General features: G+C 60.9%; 20 protein-coding genes. 12 read left to right on the top strand and 8 right to left on the bottom strand.

Going from position 1 to position 18987, the window contains the following annotated elements:
- Window positions 1-97: 97 nt before the first annotated feature.
- On the top strand, window positions 98-1030 hold the full coding sequence (punR, locus tag HX846_RS19325) for a DNA-binding transcriptional activator PunR (protein WP_178965914.1): 933 nt from the start codon (window positions 98-100) through the stop codon (window positions 1028-1030).
- A 65-nt stretch (window positions 1031-1095) separates the two neighbouring features.
- Here punR and HX846_RS19320 read toward each other — a convergent pair whose 3' ends face one another.
- Entirely contained in the window at window positions 1096-2265 is a 1170-nt protein-coding gene (locus HX846_RS19320) for an aspartate aminotransferase family protein (RefSeq protein WP_102605620.1), read from the bottom strand.
- Window positions 2266-2368: 103 nt separating this feature from the next.
- Between HX846_RS19320 and HX846_RS19315 the strand changes: the two genes are divergently transcribed.
- Window positions 2369-3274 (top strand): LysR family transcriptional regulator, encoded by a 906-nt coding sequence (locus HX846_RS19315; protein WP_178965913.1) that lies wholly within the window; start codon window positions 2369-2371, stop codon window positions 3272-3274.
- Here HX846_RS19315 and HX846_RS19310 read toward each other — a convergent pair.
- Window positions 3271-3894, bottom strand: a complete 624-nt coding sequence (locus tag HX846_RS19310; protein WP_087693670.1) for an HAD family phosphatase — start codon at window positions 3892-3894, stop codon at window positions 3271-3273. The two genes, HX846_RS19315 and HX846_RS19310, sit on opposite strands and share 4 nt — an antisense overlap.
- Window positions 3895-3994: 100 nt before the next feature.
- Complete coding sequence (gene fabV / locus HX846_RS19305) at window positions 3995-5188, bottom strand: enoyl-ACP reductase FabV (protein WP_003218863.1); 1194 nt, start codon at window positions 5186-5188, stop codon at window positions 3995-3997.
- Between the two features lie 384 nt (window positions 5189-5572).
- Between fabV and HX846_RS19300 the strand changes: the two genes are divergently transcribed.
- Both HX846_RS19300 and ppnN read left to right on the top strand, forming a co-directional pair.
- On the top strand, window positions 5573-6397 hold the full coding sequence (locus HX846_RS19300) for an aspartyl/asparaginyl beta-hydroxylase domain-containing protein (protein WP_102368412.1): 825 nt from the start codon (window positions 5573-5575) through the stop codon (window positions 6395-6397).
- A gap of 147 nt (window positions 6398-6544) precedes the next feature.
- Entirely contained in the window at window positions 6545-7918 is a 1374-nt protein-coding gene (ppnN, locus tag HX846_RS19295) for a nucleotide 5'-monophosphate nucleosidase PpnN (protein ID WP_003218868.1), read from the top strand.
- Window position 7919: 1 nt separating this feature from the next.
- On the opposite strand, the gene HX846_RS19290 is transcribed toward ppnN, so the two are convergent.
- The gene (locus HX846_RS19290) at window positions 7920-8312 is read right to left on the bottom strand and encodes a RidA family protein (RefSeq protein ID WP_003218870.1); all 393 of its coding nucleotides are present in this window, start codon (window positions 8310-8312) and stop codon (window positions 7920-7922) included.
- 98 nt (window positions 8313-8410) lie between these two features.
- Here HX846_RS19290 and HX846_RS19285 point away from each other — a divergent pair, with 98 nt between their 5' ends.
- From HX846_RS19285 to HX846_RS19275, 3 genes are all read left to right on the top strand, one after another.
- Entirely contained in the window at window positions 8411-8725 is a 315-nt protein-coding gene (locus tag HX846_RS19285; RefSeq protein ID WP_003218872.1) for an AbrB/MazE/SpoVT family DNA-binding domain-containing protein, read from the top strand.
- Window positions 8722-9117 (top strand): PIN domain-containing protein, encoded by a 396-nt coding sequence (locus HX846_RS19280; RefSeq protein WP_003218874.1) that lies wholly within the window; start codon window positions 8722-8724, stop codon window positions 9115-9117. Before HX846_RS19285 ends, HX846_RS19280 begins: the two co-directional genes overlap by 4 nt.
- A gap of 74 nt (window positions 9118-9191) precedes the next feature.
- Window positions 9192-9566 (top strand): hypothetical protein, encoded by a 375-nt coding sequence (locus tag HX846_RS19275; protein WP_032899669.1) that lies wholly within the window; start codon window positions 9192-9194, stop codon window positions 9564-9566.
- Window positions 9567-9581: 15 nt separating this feature from the next.
- On the opposite strand, the gene HX846_RS19270 is transcribed toward HX846_RS19275, so the two are convergent.
- Window positions 9582-9911, bottom strand: a complete 330-nt coding sequence (locus HX846_RS19270; protein ID WP_023659079.1) for a YXWGXW repeat-containing protein — start codon at window positions 9909-9911, stop codon at window positions 9582-9584.
- Between the two features lie 160 nt (window positions 9912-10071).
- Window positions 10072-10971, bottom strand: a complete 900-nt coding sequence (locus HX846_RS19265; protein WP_102605622.1) for a DMT family transporter — start codon at window positions 10969-10971, stop codon at window positions 10072-10074.
- A gap of 97 nt (window positions 10972-11068) precedes the next feature.
- Between HX846_RS19265 and HX846_RS19260 the strand changes: the two genes are divergently transcribed.
- Complete coding sequence (locus HX846_RS19260) at window positions 11069-11917, top strand: LysR substrate-binding domain-containing protein (RefSeq protein WP_177019506.1); 849 nt, start codon at window positions 11069-11071, stop codon at window positions 11915-11917.
- On the opposite strand, the gene HX846_RS19255 is transcribed toward HX846_RS19260, so the two are convergent.
- Window positions 11914-12810 carry a LysR family transcriptional regulator gene (locus tag HX846_RS19255; protein ID WP_173406091.1) on the bottom strand — a complete coding sequence of 299 codons (897 nt, stop codon included), beginning with the start codon at window positions 12808-12810 and terminating at the stop codon, window positions 11914-11916. The genes HX846_RS19260 and HX846_RS19255 overlap by 4 nt on opposite strands.
- A 97-nt stretch (window positions 12811-12907) precedes the next feature.
- Here HX846_RS19255 and HX846_RS19250 point away from each other — a divergent pair, with 97 nt between their 5' ends.
- Window positions 12908-13561, top strand: coding sequence for an NADPH-dependent F420 reductase (locus HX846_RS19250; protein WP_008437644.1), 654 nt, complete (start codon window positions 12908-12910; stop codon window positions 13559-13561).
- Between the two features lie 85 nt (window positions 13562-13646).
- On the opposite strand, the gene mqo is transcribed toward HX846_RS19250, so the two are convergent.
- Window positions 13647-15293 (bottom strand): malate dehydrogenase (quinone), encoded by a 1647-nt coding sequence (gene mqo / locus HX846_RS19245; RefSeq protein WP_177036279.1) that lies wholly within the window; start codon window positions 15291-15293, stop codon window positions 13647-13649.
- 437 nt (window positions 15294-15730) lie between these two features.
- On the opposite strand from mqo, the gene HX846_RS19240 reads away from it, so the two are divergent.
- The 3 genes from HX846_RS19240 to HX846_RS19230 all read left to right on the top strand — a co-directional run.
- On the top strand, window positions 15731-16309 hold the full coding sequence (locus tag HX846_RS19240) for a fimbrial protein (RefSeq protein ID WP_003218890.1): 579 nt from the start codon (window positions 15731-15733) through the stop codon (window positions 16307-16309).
- Window positions 16310-16376: 67 nt separating this feature from the next.
- Window positions 16377-17072 (top strand): molecular chaperone, encoded by a 696-nt coding sequence (locus HX846_RS19235; protein WP_003218892.1) that lies wholly within the window; start codon window positions 16377-16379, stop codon window positions 17070-17072.
- Window positions 17073-17113: 41 nt separating this feature from the next.
- Window positions 17114-18987, top strand: a 1874-nt coding sequence (locus tag HX846_RS19230; RefSeq protein ID WP_178965912.1) for a fimbria/pilus outer membrane usher protein, incomplete at its 3' end; no start/stop codon positions are given.

The raw sequence follows: 18987 nt of genomic DNA, 5'->3' as shown, positions 1-18987 counted from the left end.
AACTATTTGCTGACTGGCGCCTATTATGAAGCTGAGCAAATCCCTGTGAAGCGATAATAATTGGACACTCTTATCAATAATTTTGAAGGCAAACCCCATGTGGTCTGAATATTCCCTGGATGTGGTGGATGCAGTGGCCCGCCACGGCAGCTTCAGCGCCGCCGCCCAGGAACTGCACCGCGTGCCGTCAGCCATCAGCTACACCGTGCGGCAACTCGAAGAATGGCTGGCGGTGCCGCTGTTCGTCCGACGGCATCGGGATGTGGAGCTGACACCCGCAGGTAAATTGTTCATCGACGAAGCCCGCGGCGTCATGAAAAAAATGCTCGGCACCCGCCGGCTGTGCCAGCAAGTGGCAAATGGCTGGAGTGGCCAGTTGAAAGTCGCGGTGGATTCCATCGTTAAACAGCAGCGCTGCCGGCAGTTGGTACTGGATTTCTATCGGCAGTTCCCGGAGGTGGAATTGCTGTTGGATTACGAGGTGTACAACGGGGTGTGGGATGCCCTGGCCGATGACCGCACCGATATCGTGATCGGCGCCACCAGCGCGGTGCCGGTGGCCAGTCAATTCACGTTTCGTGACATGGGCCTGCTGAACTGGCTGTGCGTGGTCAGCAGCCGGCATCCGCTGGCAGCGGTCGAAGGCCTGCTCAGCGATGACCAATTGCGGCCCTTCGCCTCCCTGTGCATGACCGACACCTCGCGCAACCTGCCCAAGCGCGACACCTGGACCCTGGATAACCAGCGTCGTTTGGTGGTGCCGCACTGGGCTTCGGCGATTGATTGCCTGCGGGACGGCTTGTGCGTCGGCATGGCACCGACGCACCTGGTGCAGCCGTGGATCGAGCGCGGCGAGCTGAGCGCCCTGCAACTGTCCCGGCCCTTCCCTGCCAGCCCGTCGTGCGTGGCCTGGGCACAGAACAAACTGTCGCCGGCCATGGCCTGGTTGCTGGATTACCTGGGGGATACCGAGACCCTGAACCAGGAATGGCTGAACGGGGTGCAGGTGGGCTCCAGCTACCCCGTTTGACTGATCGTTCCCACGCTCTGCGTGGGAATGCAGCCAGTGACGCTCCGCGTCAGCCTCATCCGTGTTTAGTCCAGAAGCCGGGAAAGTGCGCGCACGATCATCTCCACTTCCTTGGCATCGATGGTCAGCGGCGGCAGCAGGCGAATGATCTTGCCCCGGGTGACGTTGATCAGCAGGCCATGCTCTTGCGCCGCGCGCTGGGCCAGGTCGCGGTGAGGTGTTGCCAGTTCGATGCCGATCATCAGCCCCTGCCCGCGAATCGCCAGCACCTGGGGATGCTCGTTCAATTCCACCCGCAGGCGCGCCAGCAGCCGCTCACCCTGTTGCGCCGCGTTGTCCAGCAGGCCTTGTTCTTCGATGATCTCCAGCACCGTACAACCGACACGGCAGGCCAGCGGGTTGCCGCCGAAGGTGCTGCCGTGGCTGCCGGGGGTAAACAGTTGCGCAACAGCGGCCCGGGCCAGGCACGCGCCAATCGGCACACCGTTGCCGAGGCCTTTGGCCAGGGTCATCACGTCAGGCACGATGCCTTCATGCTGGAAGGCAAACCAGCGACCTGTACGGCCGATCCCGGTCTGGATCTCATCGAGCATCAACAACCAGCCTTGCCGGCTGCAGTGCTCGCGCAAGGCTTTCAGATAGCCCGGCGGCGCGACTTGCACGCCGCTTTCGCCCTGGATCGGCTCAAGCAGCACCGCAACAATGCGCGGGCCAAACTCCCGGGTCACGGCCTCCAGCGCCTTCAAGTCACCGAAGCCGACCTTGATAAAGTCCCCCGGCAGTTTTTGAAATCCCAACCGCACGGAAGGCCCGTCGCTGGCGGACAGGGTGCCCAGGGTGCGCCCGTGAAAGGCATTCTCCATCACCACCACCAGCGGCTGTTCGATACCCTTTTTCCAGCCATGCAGCCGGGCCAGCTTCAGCGCCGTTTCGTTGGCTTCGGCACCGGAGTTGTTGAAGAACGCCTGGTCCAGCCCGGAGAGCCGGGTGAGGCGCTGGGCCAGGCGCTGCTGCCAGTCGATGCTGTAGAGGTTGGAGGTGTGCAGCAGCAAACCGGCCTGCTCACTGATGGCCGCTACCAGCCGCGGATGGGAATGACCGACGTTGGTCACCGCCACACCTGCCACCGCATCCAGGTATTCACGGCCCTGCTGGTCCCACAGGCGCGTGCCAAGGCCTCGGGTAAAGCTCAGGGGCGACGGTTGATAAGTGGTCATCAGGCAGGCGGCGGTCATGGCATCAGGCTCCAGTGCATCGTAGTGATGGCACCAGTATCGTTAGCCACCCGAGCTGGATAAACTGCACAACACTGCGATCACTTTAAATCAGGGCTTGATAATGGATCTGTTCCAGTCGATGACGGTGTACGTAAAAGTGGTGGAAGCCGGCAGCATGACGGCGGCGGCGCAGGCGTGCGGCATGTCCACCACCATGGTCGGCAATCACCTGCGCGCGCTGGAACAAAGGCTGGGGGTCAGCCTGCTCAAGCGCACCACGCGCAAGCAAAGCCTGACCGAGTTTGGCGGGATTTATTACCAGCGTTGCCTGGAGGTGCTGGGCCTGGTGGCCGACTCCGAGCAGATGGCCGAACAAGCCAACAGTGACGTACCCAAGGGCCTGCTGCGGATCACCGCACCACCGGCCTTTGGCACCGAACGCCTGGCACCGGCGCTCAGCGAATTTTCCCAGCGCTACCCACAGATCAAGCTGTACGTGGTGCTGAGCAACCAGCGGATGGACATGGTCGACAGCGGCTTCGACGTGGCCATCCGCTTGGGCGACCTGGACGCGCCAAGCCTGATTGCCCGCCCCATGCAGGATTACACCATCACCCTCTGCGCCTCTGCGGAGTACCTGGCGCGCCGTGGCACACCTCAACGCCCCGATGACCTGCAGCAACATGACTGCCTGGCGTTCGCTTACCCGGCGACCGACGATTGGCGCAACGCCGACAAGTTGTGGCGAATGCGCGGCGCAGAGGGCGAAGTGGAAATTCCGGTTTCCGGCTCATTGACCATCAACAGTTCGCAGGCCTTGCGCCAGGCTGCCCTGGAAGGCATGGGCATCGTGATGCTGCCTGACGCCCTGGTCGAGCCAGACCTGCGGGCGGGGAAACTGGTGGCATTACTGACGGACTACCAACTGCCCAGCCGGCCCATGCATTTGCTGTACGCCCAGGACCGCTATCGCCTGCCCAAGCTGCGGGCGTTCGTGGATTTCGTCATGGAGAAATGGGCGCGCTAGAGGCTCACCCCCAGCTCGATCAAGCGCTCCCGGGTCTGCGCGGCAGACACGTGGTGAATCCCCTGCCAACCCAGCGCAGTAGCCGCCTCGGTATTGCCGGCTACGTCGTCAATAAACACCACTTCACCCGGCTGGATATCCGGCAAATGGGCGCGCACCTGCGCCAGGCTGGCGTGGTAAATCGCAGGATCGGGCTTGATCAGCTTGATTTCGCCGGACACCACGATGTCGCGAAAATACTGCAGGAAGGGATAGTGGGCGCGGGCATAGGGAAAGGTCTCGGCGGACCAGTTGGTGAGGCCGAACAGCGGCATCTTCGCCTCATGCAACGCTTCGAGGATCGCCACGCCCTCCGGCAATGAACCACGCAGCATCTCGTGCCAGCGGTCGTAGTACGCCTGGATCAGTGGTGCATGCTGCGGATGTTCGGCGATCAGCGCGCGGGTGCCCTCAGCCAGACTGCGCCCGGCGTCCTGCTCGGTGTTCCAGGCCTGGGTGCAGACGGTGTCCAGGAACCGTTGGCGCTCCCGGTCGTCGGTAATCAGCTGGCGGTAGAGATGGTGCGGGTTCCAGTCGAACAGGACACCGCCGAAATCAAAAACGACTGCACGAATCGTCATGTAGATCCTCCGTTAGCGTGGGTGTGATAACGGCCGCAGTCTGGCATGACGCGCACAAAAAAGCGGCCCCTGGAGGCCGCTTCTTCGTTACCGCAAGCGCTTAAGCCTGAATCAGGCCCTTGATCTTCACGGTCGGATTCACGTCAGCGTCGTAGTCCACGCCGTCGATCTCGAAACCGAACAGGCGCAGGAATTCCGCCTTGTAGCCGGCAAAATCGCTGATCTCGTTGACGTTGTCATCGGAGACCTGATTCCACAGGGCCGCTACCGCGTCCTGAACCTTAGGCTCAAGTTCCGCGAGGTCGGCGCGCAGGCGGCCGTCGGCGTCGAGCTTGGGCTCTTTGCCATACAGGCTGTCCTTGAACAGGCCGTAGACCTGCTCGATGCAACCTTCGTGGGTGCCCTGCTCTTTCATCACTTTAAACAGCAACGACAGGTACAGCGGCATGATCGGGATCGCCGAGCTGGCCTGGGTCACTACTGCCTTGAGTACCGACACACGGGCGTCGCCTTTCAGCGCCGCGAGGTTTTCGCGCAGGGTCAGGACTTTCTTGTCCAGGTCCTTCTTGGCTTCGCCGATGGAGCCGTTCCAGTAGATATCCTGGGTCAGCTTCTCGCCGAGGTAGGTGAACGCAGTGGTCTTGGCGCCTTCGGCCAACACGTCGGCGTCACGCAGGGCGTCGATCCACAGCTGCCAGTCTTCGCCGCCCATGACTTTCACGGTGCCGTCGATTTCTTCCTGGGTGGCCGGTTCGAGGGTGGTGTCGACCACGACGCCCTTGTCGGTGTTGATGCCGCGCAGGGTCACAGCCTTGCCGATCGGCTTCAGGGTGGAGTTGTGCACCACGCCTTGCGGGTCGGTACGGCGTGGCGCGGCCAGGCTGTAGACCACTAGGTCGATCTTGCCGAGGTCTTTCTTGATGGTTTCGATGGTCAGGCGCTTGATCTCGTCAGAGAACGCATCGCCGTTGATGCTCTTGGCGTACAGGCCTTTTTCCAGCGCAAACTTCTCGAAGGCGGCGCTGTTGTACCAGCCGGCAGAGCTGAGCTTGCCTTCTTCGCCTTCTTTCTCAAAAAACACGCCCAGGGTGTCGGCGCCGCAGCCAAAGGCAGCGCTGATGCGCGCGGCCAGGCCGTAGCCGGTGGAAGCCCCGAGGACCAGCACCTTTTTCGGGCCGCCTTCAATGGCACCGTGTTCGGTCACGTAGTCGATCTGCTCTTTGACATTCGCTTCACAGCCAACCGGGTGAGCGGTCACACAGATAAAGCCACGAACCCGCGGTTTGATGATCATAAAATTTCTGCCTCTTCCAAGGTGCCGAAGGCCAATGGTGGCCATTACAGCGTCAATCGTACGGGTCTATGACGCCCGGAAAACCGAAGCGTCACGATAGTCGCAAATCTTCTGTTCACAAAATGCTATCCGCAACACCGCCAACCTGGCCATCCGCCGAGGCGTTTTAGGGGGACAGCGGTAAAAATCTGTGCAGTGACTTCACAAATTTCCAGCATTTAAAACGCCACGTGAGGGCGATAACACCCTATCATGACCATATTATTTCGATATGTTTCGGCTCGGGCATGATGCCCACGGGTTGACTAACGCCTTTGCCTGGCCTGCCAGTCAACCGCGGACGGTTTTGAAGCAATCGAAAACCGTCTGATGGAGCCCAGTTTCATGAGTAAGAGTGTCATCCGCAAACGCCTGGCGTCCGCCGCCTGGGTCCTTGGCGTCTTGCTGTTCATTTATTGCTTCCCCAAGACCACCCTGGTGTTTCTGCTGCTGGTGGTGTTCTGCGGCCTGTACGATTTCCTGCGCAATGGCCTGTACGACGGCGCGACCATCAAGAAGTATTTCATCGGCAACGGCCGCAATACCTGGTTGCTGGCGCCGTTCAACACGCTGTTTGACCTGTTGAGCCAGCGCAATCGCCACGTTTATAAAATGAACGACCTGCCGCCGGCCTGGCGCGAAGACCTGCAAAAGGTGATCGACGACGCCATGGCCAACAAAGACGAGATCATTCAGTACCTGGACGAGCGCATGGCCGAGAAAAAACGCGGCATGCTGTTTTTCCAATGGTACGGCCGCCCGATCGAGACCACCCTGGATATCCCGCAACTGCGGGAAAAACTGCCCTACGTGAAAACCATCGGCGTGTCGGTATTCAACGAAAACCGTTCCACCTCATTTCACTTCGGCCCGCTGCGCATGATGTTCCGCGTGCTCTACAACATGGCACCGGCGCCCCATCACGATGGCGTCTACATCCAGGTCGGCAAGCACAAACACTACTGGCACGATGATCCGCTGTTTATCTTCGATGACACGCTGATGCATGCCTCCTTCAACAAGAACGACGCCAAGCGCTACTGCCTGTTCATCGACATCGTGCGGCCAACCCTGGTGCCGTCGGTGCTCAACGGCCTGATCGCGGGCTTTGCCGGAGCAGTCTTTACCCTGCGTCGGTTTTTCTACAAAAACTGGAAGCTGATTCAGTAACTTCTGCGGCATGATGGTGCGCGACGGTGTTTGCGCTCGGCTCCAGTGCCGGGGAAAATGCCAGTCCAATGCGACCGAAAACGGCGCGCACTATCCTCAAGCCACTGGCCATGCATGGTCCGGTGGCTGTGCTTTCAGGGAATCAGAATGCCCCAAAGACAAGTCATCAATGCCTCCGTAAGCCCTAAAGGCAGCCTTGAAACGCTGTCGCAACGTGAAGTCCAGCAACTGAGCGAAGCCGGTACCGGCAGCATCTACACCCTCTTCCGTCAATGCGCCCTGGCCATCCTCAACACCGGCGCGCACATCGACAACGCCAAGACCATCCTCGACGCCTATAAAGATTTCGAAGTGCGCATCCACCAGCAGGACCGTGGCGTGCGCCTGGAACTGTTGAATGCACCGGCTGACGCGTTCGTCGATGGTGAAATGATCGCCAGTACCCGGGAGATGCTGTTCAGCGCCCTGCGTGACATCGTCTACACCGAAAACGAACTGGACAGCCAGCGCATCGACCTGAGCAGCTCCCAGGGCATCACCGACTACGTGTTCCACCTGCTGCGCAACGCCCGCACCCTGCGCCCGGGCGTCGAGCCGAAGATCGTGGTGTGCTGGGGCGGGCACTCGATCAATACCGAAGAATACAAATACACCAAGAAAGTCGGCCACGAACTCGGCCTGCGCAGCCTCGACGTGTGCACCGGCTGCGGCCCCGGCGTGATGAAAGGCCCGATGAAGGGCGCGACCATTTCCCACGCCAAGCAACGCATTACCGGCGGGCGCTACCTGGGCCTGACCGAACCGGGGATCATCGCCGCCGAGGCGCCGAACCCGATCGTCAATGAGCTGGTGATTTTGCCGGACATCGAAAAGCGCCTGGAAGCCTTCGTGCGCGTCGGCCACGGCATCATCATCTTCCCGGGCGGCGCCGGCACCGCCGAAGAGTTCCTGTACCTGCTGGGCATCCTGATGCACCCGGACAACCGCGACGTGCCGTTCCCGGTGATCCTCACCGGGCCGAAACACGCCGCGCCGTACCTGCAACAGTTGCACGCGTTCGTCGGCGCGACCCTGGGCGAAGCGGCCCAGGCTCATTACCAGATCATCATTGACGACCCGGCTGAGGTGGCCCGGCAGATGACCGTCGGCTTGAAAGCGGTCAAACAGTTCCGCCGCGAGCGCAACGACGCGTTCCACTTCAACTGGCTGCTGAAGATCGACGAGGGCTTCCAGCGCCCGTTCGACCCGACCCACGCCAACATGGCCAGCCTGCAACTGAGCCACGCGCTGCCGCCCCATGAACTGGCGGCCAACCTGCGCCGGGCGTTCTCGGGGATTGTGGCGGGCAACGTCAAGGACAAGGGCATCCGCCTGATCGAGCAGAACGGGCCGTATGAGATTCATGGCGACCCGGCGATCATGAAACCGCTGGATGAGTTGCTGAAGGCGTTCGTAGAGCAGCACCGGATGAAACTGCCAGGCGGCGCCGCCTACGTGCCGTGCTACCGCGTGGTGCAGTGAGTCAGCGCTGAACCGCTACGCACTTGATCTCCAGCAGCAAGCCTGGGTTGGCCAGTTCTGATACGCCAATGACCGTCCAGGCGCACAACCCGCGAGGGAACAGGCGGTTTTTCACTTCACGGAAAACCGCCATGTGCTCGCTCATGTTCACGTGGTAGGTGGTCATGTCGACCACGTCTTCAAACGTACAGCCCCCCTCCTCCAATACCAGGCGCAGGCTCTCCCAGGCGGCGACGAACTGTGCCTCGGGATCGGTGATGACTTCCAGGTGTTCCGTGCGGCCGACCTGCCCTGCGCAGTACAGGGTCTTGCCGACTTTTACCGCCGGGACGTAGCCGGCGCGCTCGACGATGGGGTGCATGGAGGTGGGGATGATGAGGTGGCGGTCGGTCATATGTTGTATCTCTTAAGGCTGGTTTCAGGCGTGTCGACGGGAAACGTTCGGACTATCGTTTTACCTGTTCCGACCCACCCACGCCAGATGAGTAACCTATGGACCAATGGATCTTGCCCTCCACTATTCCTTACCCTAAGGTAAGGAGTATCACGAGAGAGGCTTTCAACATGGCTACCGCCACACTCACTTCAAAAGGCCAAATAACCATTCCCGTTCAAGTCAGGGCCGCACTTGGGCTGAACACTGGCGACCGGGTCGAATTCGTCGAAATGGAAGAGGGCAAGTTTGCGATCATCGCGGCCAGCAAGACTGTGTTGGACCTCAAAGGGCTGATCCGCAAACCCGCCAAGCCCGTCAGCATCGAAGAAATGAACCTGGCCATCGCTGCACAGGGAGCCAAAGCACGATGATTGGACTGGATACCAATGTGCTGGTGCGTTACGTCACCCAGGATGATCCCGTCCAATCGCCAAAGGCATCCAGACTGATCGAGTCGCTCACCACTGCCTCGCCGGGTTTTGTCAGCCTGGTTTCAGTAGTGGAATTGGTGTGGGTCCTGCAGTCCAGTTACCAGTCAGCCAAGAGTGAAGTGGTTGCGGTCCTGGAGACGCTGCTGCGTACCCGCGAACTGACCGTAGAGCACGCCGACGTTATCTGGCAGGCACTCCGGCGATTTACAAGCACCAGGGCCGATTTCGCCGACTGCCTGATTGAACGCTGCGCCCACGCAGCAGGCTGTGAATATACGGCGACATTTGATGTCAGCGCGGCCAAGGCTACAGGTATGCGGCGGCTGACCTGAGGCGTCGCGTTGCAGAAGCGTCAAGGCTTTGGTAGAAAATGCCCTTACTGACTTTATCCAGAGACAAGACCAACGTGCGCACGCTTTTTCTCGCCGGCCTGGCATTAACGTCCCCATTGACCCTCGCCGAAGCCATCGCCTGGCCCGACCTGCCCGACACCTGCTTCGTCAGCGGTCGCTCCGCTACCAGTCAGGATGTGGACACCGGTTGTGCGGCGTTTCTGATCAATGTGAAGGGCAAGGCGGCAGGCACGCCGATCAAGCTGGATATCCCGCAGTACGCCATGCATGTCGACGAAGGCACCGGCAAGGAAACACCGGTGATCCTCATCCAGGCGGAAGAGAATGGCGATGTTAAAGCTGTAGGTTACAAGGAGCTTGGCACCGGCCAGTTGGGCGCGGCGCTGCTCAGGGAAGTTCGGCTTCTGGGTACGAAGAAGCCGATTTAAGCCATCGGAAAACGGTCAGCGAACCCAACCGCCGCCCTGCCAGTGATAGCCGTCGTTACGCTGCTCCCAATGCGGGTGAACATAACGATAACCTGGCCGTACCGGCTCCCAGTGGCCGTGAACCGCCACATAGCGCCCGCCTTCCCAACGCCAGTAGCCACGCGACCACAGGTAACCTGGCCGCCCTTCGGGCTCGACCTCGATGACCTGCACCGGCGGCGGTTGCGGCGCGACGACTTCTACATATTCACGCTGCACCGGTCGTCGATCATGCACGACCCGCTCCTCTACACACCCGGAAGCCGCGACGACCAAAGCCGCCAATGCCGCATAACGTAACAACATACAGAATCCTCGGGCGTGACCGCCCAGCGTTTATACCGGTAAAAAAAGTGCCCCCTTGTTCCAGCCGCGCTCCTGCTTGGCTATAAGACTTTTTAACAGGTGCCAACTGTCAGCTTGCTGAACCCACGGGCAGACAGCAGGTAAAGAAAAACTGACCTTTTCAAGAGGCACAGACTGCGACCGGCTGTTTCAGTCGCACCAGAATCAGCCCGGCCACCACCACGGCGATCCCTGCATACGTCGACGCATGAATCTCATCGCCAAACATCAGCGCCGCCCACACCAGTGTCACGGGAGGCTCCAGGTACACCAATGTCGCCACATGGGTGGCCGTCATCACGCGCAACAACATCCACAGGCTCAGGTAAGCCACGAAGGTAGAGAACACCGTCAGCCAAACGATGGAGATCAATACGTCGGGGGTCCGCGGAATGCTCAGCGTATCGGTGTACAGCACCGCTGCAGCAAAGCCGATCAAGGTCAGCAACGACTGGATAAACAACGCCAGGCTCAGGCCGCCGGAGTCAGTGCGGGCCGCCCGCCGTTCGTACAGCGTGGCCACGGTCAGACCGAGTGCCGACACCAGGGGCAATGCATACATGACCCACCCGACTTCGGCCCCGCTGTTGCGGTATTGCCCGAAGATGACGATCGACACGCCGGCAAAACCGATCATCAACCCCAGCCACTGCCAGCCGCCGCTGCGTTCGGCGTGGCTACCCGATGACAGCGCCGCCGTCATCAATGGCTGCAGGGCCGCGATGATCGCCGCAATCCCCGGCGGCAAACCGTTCTGGATCGCCACGTAGACACAGGTCAAATAGAGAAACTGCGAGAGGAAACCCACCACCGCGTGATGGCGGATCTGTGCCCAGGAAACCTTCAGCAGCCGCACGTTCAAAAACAGCGCCAGGCACAACGACACCAGCAAGAAACGCCAGAACAGCACGTTGAACACGCCATCACTCCGGGTCGCCAGTTTCGCGCCGATAAACCCCGAACTCCACGACAGCACGAACACCGCCTGTAACAGCAACCGCCCCACGGTTGATCGCTTCATTGAGCCTCCGGTTCGCTTGATTGACCAAAAGGCTAAGTGCCGCGCATGATTCTGTATATTTGAATAATCTGTACCACTAATCCTTAAAAGTGGAATCATGGGCAAACAACTGAATATTGACCTGTTGCGCACTTTCCACGCGGTGGCGCGCTTCCAGCGATTCAACGAAGCGGCCAATCATGTGCACCGCAGTGCCTCGACGGTGACCACGCAGATCCAGAAGCTCGAAGACCAGGTCGGTCAACGCCTGTTCAGCCGCAGCAACCAGGGGGTTGAGCTGACGATGTACGGCAAGAAACTCCTGGGCGAAACCACCGAATTCCTCAAGAGCCACGACCGCTTGCTGGCCTCCCTCACGCCGCAACGCATGCAGGGCAAGATTCGCCTGGGTTTGCCTGATTCCTACGCGCCAGACTTCATGCAGGAGTTCCTGCCCCGCCTGGTCGCCGACAACCCACTGCTGGAACTGGAGGTAGAGGCGCGCTCCAGTGGCGAACTGCTCACGCTGTTCGCCAGCAGGCAGTTGGACCTGGCCCTGATTGTCAGCGCCCAGCCGTTGGAACAAGGCGAGCGCCTGGGAGAAATCCAGCCGCTGTGGGTGGCCGCCGAACACTTCAGCTGCCCACCGCAGGCGCCACTGCCGATTGCCGTGCAACTGACAGGTTGCCCTTATCGCGCTGCAGCGATTCGAGCGCTGAAGGAGCACGGCACTTACTATCGGGTGCTGCTGGAAAGCGCGAGTTCGCCCGCTGTTGAAGCGTGTATCCGCAGTGGCATGGCGGTGGGGTTGGTGGAAGAAAGCCGCATGGGTAAGGGATTGACGCGCCAGATTGCTGGAGCTGAACTGCCGCCGCTGCCGCTGCATCACCTGTACCTGCTTGGCGACAGCAGCAACCTGTTGGCACTGCATCTGTATGAGCAGGTCAAGGCCGGCTTCAGCGTCTAGGGTGGTCCGAAACGCAACAGCACCGCATCGACAAATCGCCGCAGCTTGGCGGTGCGCTGGCGATTCGCGGTGTAGAGCAAATGCATCTGCCGACTTGGCGCCTCATAGTCCGGCAGCACTCGCACCAACTCACCGCTCTTGAGCGCCGAGCGTAAGAAATCCTCAGGCCCCAGCACAACCCCGAAACCATCCCGCGCGGCCGACATCAAGGCCCGGCTTTCATTCACGTGCAGGCGGCTGGCGACCTGGGCCTTGTGCAGGACGGCGCCTTGGTAGAACGACCATTCGCGATCAGCCGGACGTGACCAGTAGGCGTATCCCAGGCACTCGTGGTGTTCAAGGTCAGCGGGCGTCAGCGGCGTGCCGCGCTCGGCCAGGTATTTGGGTGCCGCACAGACCACCAGGCGGTAGGGCTGCAGCGGCCGGGCGGTGAGGCTGCTGTTCGCCAGCGGGCCGATACGGAACGCCACTTCGTAGCCCTCCTCCACCAGGTCGACAAACCGGTCGGTCAGGTGCAGGTCGATTTCCACCTCGGGGTTGTCGCGTAAAAATTCGGTCACCAGTGGCATCAGGCTGTAGGAGCCAAAAGTCACTGGGGCGCTGATCTTGAGCTTGCCCCGTGGTGTGTCATTCATGATCTGGGCGAGGGAGTCTGCGGCCTCTGCCTCTGTCAGGATATGTTTGCAGCGCTCGTAGTACGCGCTTCCCAACTCCGTCAGGCTTTGCCGGCGTGTGGTGCGGTTGAGCAGGCGTGCGCCCAGCCGCCGCTCCAGCGCCGCCACATGCTTGGCTACCATCTGCGGCGACATTCCCAGGCGTTCGGCAGCACGGGCGTAGGACCCCAGTTCGGCAGCCATCACAAAGGCACTCATGCTTGAAAGGCGGTCCATCATTCACAACTCCGAGTAACAACACCAAGACCAGAACGGCCATTTATCCTCATCCAGTAGCCAATCATCATAACGTCTCTCTCAACTCAGGAGCACCGACATGAAAATTGGCATTATCGGAGCAGGCTTTATCGGACGCGCCGTTGCGCAGTTGGCGTTGGCGGCCGGCCATGAAGTGATGTTGAGCAACTCCCGCGGCCCGCAGTCGATGAGCAGCGTGCTGAGTGGCATTCGTGGGGTTCAAGTGGGTACTGCGCAAGACGCCGCGCAATTTGGCGAACTGGTCCTGCTGGCGATTCCGTTCGAACATTACCGCAGCGTGCCGGCGCAGTGGCTGGAAGGCAAAACCGTGATGGATGCCAACAACTACTACCCGAACCGCGACGGCCATATTCCCGTGCTCGACCGCTTTGAAACCACCACCAGCCGGTTGGTGGCCGAGCACCTGTCGCAATCAAATGTGGTGAAAGTGTTCAACGCTATCCTGGCGCCGGACCTGACCCAGGATGCTCGCAGCCGCGGCGCACCCGACCGGCGCGCGCTCCCGGTCGCGGCGGATGACCCGGCAGCCAAGGCGCAAGTCATCGCCCTGCTGGACGAGATCGGCTTCGACGCCGTAGATGCCGGTGGGCTGGATGAGAGCTGGCGGTTTGAACGCGCCAAGCCGGCGTACTGCATACCTCTGGATAAAGAGGGACTGAAGGCAGCGTTGGCAGCTGCAGAGCGGCAGGTCGAAGTACCCGCTCATTGGTGACACCTGCAAAAAAGCCCGCTGACCGTCACCGGTTCAGCGGGCTTTTTACGTTGCGCAGGCCCTGAATCAGGACCTCACCAACGTCTTACAGCGCGATGTCAGAAGCTGGCTTGCTCGGCTCAGCCGCAGGCTTTGCAGCCTCGGTGGCTTTCGGAGCAGTCAGCTGCGGAATCGCAGGTGGAGGCGTCAGCTGCAGAATGTTGGCGGTGTAGGCCCATTCTTTAGCCACAGCTTCAGGGCTGTCGTTCAGCTTGGTGCCGTAGCTAGGCACGATCTGGTGCAGCTTTTCCTGCCAGGCCGGGGAAGCAACCTGTTCCTTGAACACTTTCTGCAGCACGGTCAGCATGATCGGAGCCGCGGTGGACGCGCCTGGCGATGCACCCAGCAGGCCGGCGATGGTGTTGTCGGCGGAGCTGACCACTTCGGTACCGAGTTTCAGGACGCCGCCCTGCTCTTCGTCACGCTTGATGATCTGCACACGCTGACCGGCCTGCCACAGGCGCCAGTCTTCTTTCTTGGCGTTCGGGAAGTACTCTTGCAGCGCCTTGAAGCGGTCGTCATCCGACAGCATCAGTTGGCCGGCGAGGTACTCGACCAGTGGGTATTCGCGGATACCGACTTTGGTCATTGGCCAGATGTTGTGGGTGGTGGTGCTGGTCAGCAGGTCCAGGTACGAGCCTTCTTTCAGGAACTTGGTCGAGAAGGTAGCGAATGGGCCAAACAGAATCACGCGCTTGCCATCCAGCACGCGGGTATCCAGGTGCGGAACCGACATCGGCGGTGCGCCAACGGAAGCTTTACCGTAGGCCTTGGCCAGGTGCTGCTCGGCAATCGTTGGGTTATCGGTGACCAGGAACGAACCGCCAACAGGGAAGCCCGCGTATTCCTTGGCTTCAGGAATGCCCGACTTCTGCAGCAGGTGCAGTGCACCGCCGCCCGCGCCGATGAACACGAACTTGGCGTCGGTTTCCGTCTTGGTGCCGTCTTTCAGGTTCTTGTAGCTGACACGCCAGGTGCCATCGGCGTTCTTGGTGATGTCCTGCACTTCGCTCGACAGTTTCAGGTCGAACTTCGGCGTAGTTTGCAGGTGAGCGACGAACTGGCGCGTGATCTCGCCGAAGTTCACGTCCGTACCGATCGGGGTCCAGGTGGCCGCGATTTTCTGGTTCGGGTCACGCCCTTCCATCATCAGCGGAACCCATTTGGCGATTTGCGCCGGGTCCTCGGAGTACTGCATGCCGGCGAACAGCGGGCTCGCCTGCAGCGCTTCGTAACGCTTCTTCAGGAACTTGATGTTGTCATCGCCCCACACGAAGCTCATGTGCGGAGTGGAGTTGATGAACGAACGCGGGTTCTTCAGGACGCCCTGCTGAACCTGCCAGGACCAGAACTGACGGGAGATCTGGAACGCTTCGTTGATCTCGACCGCTTTCGGGATCTCAACGTTGCCGTTCTTGTCTTCCGGGGTGTAGTTCAGCTCAGCCAAAGCCGAGTGACCGGTACCGGCGTTGTTCCAGCCGTTGGAGCTTTCTTCGGCCACGCCATCGAGGCGCTCGACCATCTCCATCGACCAGTCCGGTTGCAGCTCATTGAGCCACACACCCAGGGTTGCACTCATGATGCCGCCGCCGATCAGCAGCACATCGACTTTCTTTGCCTCTTCCGCGTGAACGGAAGTGATCCCCATCGACAAAGCCAGCCCCAGCAGGGCAGTGTTTACTTTTTTAAACATCAGTAGCACCTATGATAAAACGCCATCCGCCCCACTGCCCCTGATCATGGGCAACCCTCAATCACGCTGCGCCAGGCAACGCACCGCGGGGTGTGCACATTCATTCGGGGACCGCAGGGTGGGCACACAAGGCCGACGTATCGACCTCACTTTTATGTCCCTTCTGCGCTGACTTCTTATCATTATTGGCTTCAGCTACCTGGGCGCCAGCTAACCACCGGGACGTATACGGGTGTACGTACTCGATAGAGGCTAGACCAAGATGGCGCGCAGAATATCACGCTCGGCGCCTTATATGGACTCAGCGGTCGGGCGGCCATCAGTTCGCCAGTTTTTAAGATCCGTCTCATGTGCCTCTAAATCACAGCATTGCACTATGGATTGGCTTACCTGACGGGTAGGCAGACAACCTTCCTTCTCTTAAAAGAGGCACTGCAATGCTGAACAAACTGAGCCAACTCACCCTCGCCTGCGGCGCTTGCTGGTTGCTGGCCGGCACCGCTCAGGCGGCGGACGGGCAGATCGAATTCACCGGTTCCGTCACCGATAACGCCTGCACCATCACCACCGGCGACGTGAACAAGTCGGTGACTCTGGACCCGGTGCGCATCGCTGACTTCGCGCCCACCGTGGGTTCGGTGCTCACCGATAAAGCTAAGCCGTTTTCCATCAGCCTGGACAACTGCAGCACCGCGACCCGTAAAAACGTCGCGATCACCTTCAGCGGCCAGCAAGACGCCAGCGACCCGACATTACTGGGCCTGACCGGTGAAAACCAGGTGCGCGGCATCGCGATCCAGATCACCGACTCCCGTAACGGCAACAAACTGCCACTGAACACGCCGACCGCCGATTACGACCTGCGTGCACAGTCCAATACCTTCGACTTTACCGCTGCCTACGTGCGCACCGTCGCCGACACCACCACCGGTGAAGGCGACGACGCGGTGACCACCTCCGGCATCAGCACCGGTCAGGTGCACGCGCTGGCCAGCTTCGACGTTACCTACAAGTAATTGCTCGTCAACACCGTGGGCCAGGCGTTCGCGCGCCGGCCCGCGGGCTTCCGGAGGTCCCCCTGTCATGCGTTTGAAAGTCTATCTTCTGCTCGCCCTGCTGCCGCTCTGGCACAGCGCCGCCAACGCCGCCGTCACCGTCGGCGCCACGCGACTGATCTACGACGGCGCTTCCAACGAAGCCAACCTGAGCGTCAGCAACCGCGACGACACCTCGCCTTACCTCGTGCAGTCCTGGGTCAGCCACTTCGGCAGTGGCAACGAGGAAAGCGTCGATAACTTTATCGTCACGCCGCCGCTGTTCCGGCTGGATGCCGACAAGGAAAATATCCTGCGCATCATTTTTACCGGTGGCCCAGAAGTGCCCCAGGACCGCGAAAGCCTGTTCCTGATGAACGTCAAGGCAATCCCGGCCATGAGCGACGATCAAAAAGGCAAGAACGTGCTGCAGATCGCGCTCAAGACCACGATCAAACTGTTCTACCGCCCGGCCGGCCTCAAAGGTTCGCTCAAGGACGCGGTGGCGCAAGTGAACTGGAAGGCCCAAGCGGGTGCATTGGCCGTCAATAACGCCTCCAAGCTGCACGTGGTGGTCAGCGAACTGAAGCTCAACGGCCTGCCGATCACCCAGGCGCCGGATGTGCTGCGCCCAGGCGAAGCGCGTGAGCTGCCGATCCAGGCAAAGGCCGGCGATGAAGTGCAACTGAGCTACATCGATGACTACGGCAGCATCGTGACCGCCCCCGTCATCCGCATTCACTGATACCCACGCGACAACCCCGGAACGCCTTTTCAGGAACGACCATGCTCCGTTCATTCCCAGTCATGCGCCGTTGCGCCGTGAAGGCTTTCGGCTGCCCGCTCGTGGCCGCCGCCGCCTTGCACCTGGCCCCCGCACACGCCGGCTACGAGTTCGATGCGTCGTTTCTCGAAATCGGCGGCGGGCAGAGTTCGGCCGCTGTGAAACAACAGGTCAGCGCCATGAGCGACGGCCAGTTGCCGGGGATTTACCGGGTGGATATCCAGCTCAACCAGCGCTCGATCGAACAGCGTGATGTGCGTTTCATCCGCGCCACCGGCACCCAGGAACGCTCGAGCACCGGCCTGTTCCCCTGCCTGGATGTCGAGTTCTTCCGCGCCCAGGGCGTGGCCGACACGGCCCTGCAAAACCGCACCGACGCCGACCCCACCTGCATTGCGTTCGATCAGGGCCTGGCCGGCGTGAGCTACGACTACGACTTCAACCGCCAGATCCTGTCGATTGAAATCCCACAGGCCTACCTGGGCAGCATCCCTTTTGAAGTGCGCCGTCGGCAATGGAGTAACGGCGAACAGGTGGCCTTCACCAACTACAGCTTCACCGGCAGCACCGTGGAGTCCGATACCGGCCGCCGCCAGGACCAGTTCGGCAGCCTGAGGAGCGGCGTGAATGCCGGGGCCTGGCGCCTGCGCAATTTTTCGACCTGGCAAAAAGGCAGCACCACGCCCGGGCGCTGGGAGTCGCTGGAAACCTACGCCCAGCGCGACATGGGCAATATGATGGCGATCGCCACCCTGGGCGATTCCACCACCGAAGGCGACCTGTTTGACGCGATCCCCTATCGCGGGCTGGGCATCGCCTCTGATCTGGACATGCTGCCCGACCAGGCCCGCGAATTCGCCCCGGTGATTCGCGGCATTGCCAATGGCCGCTCGCGGGTGATCATCCGCCAGCGCGGCTATGTGATCCATGAGCAATGGGTGCCGTCGGGGCCGTTCGCCTTGACCGACCTGTACCCCACCGCCAGCAATGGCGACATCGAAGTCACCGTGGAAGGCCCGGACGGCCAGCGCCAGATCTACACCCAGTCGTTCTCGTCGGTGCCCTACATGCTGCGCGAAGGCCAGCAAAGCTATTCGGTATTCGCCGGCCAATACCGCCCGGCGCAATCGTCCTTTGTGCAGCAAACCCCAACATTTATCCAGGCCTCCCTACGACGCGGTTTGAGCGGCAGCACCACGCTGTTTGGCGGCAGCCTGCTGAGTAATCAATACAACGCCGGCCTGCTGGGTTTTGCCCACGACTTTGCCGGCTTTGGCGCGATCTCGGTGGACGTGACCCACGCCCGCAGCGACGCCGTGGGCCGGGAGAAAACCACGTCCAGCGGCCAGTCGTTTCGCTTTCGCTATTCCAAGTCCCTGGCGGCCACCGACACCAACTTCAGCCTGATCGGCTACCGCTACTCCACCGGCGGCTACTACTCGTTCAACGAAGCGCTGAACAGCCGCAGCACCGAGCAAACCCTGGACACGTACCGCAGCGGCCACATGAAAAGCAACTTCACCGCCAACGTGTCGCAGCAATTGGGCGGCTACGGCGGGGTCTATGCCAACGTGTCGAAAACCGCCTACTGGGACAAGAGCAAGGCCGACACCTCGATCCAATTGGGATACAGCGCGAGCGTCGGGGACATTTCCTACTCCCTTGGGCTGGGCCTGAACAAAGGCGCCAACAGCGACGACCGCAGCCTGTCCCTGAGCATCAGCATGCCCCTGGGCGGCACGCGCAGCCAGCGCGTTACGGCCAACATGAACCAGAGCGCGCGGGGCTCGGCATCACGCACCGCGACCCTGAGCGGCAACGCGTTCGAGGACGATACGCTGGCCTACAGCGCGGGTGTGTCGCAGCAAGTCAGCGG

This window comes from Pseudomonas sp. K5002, from assembly GCF_013386655.1.
GTDB lineage: Bacteria > Pseudomonadota > Gammaproteobacteria > Pseudomonadales > Pseudomonadaceae > Aquipseudomonas.
The sequence above is the reverse complement of the archived record's forward strand: the minus strand, read 5'-3'. Positions and strand labels throughout refer to the sequence as shown.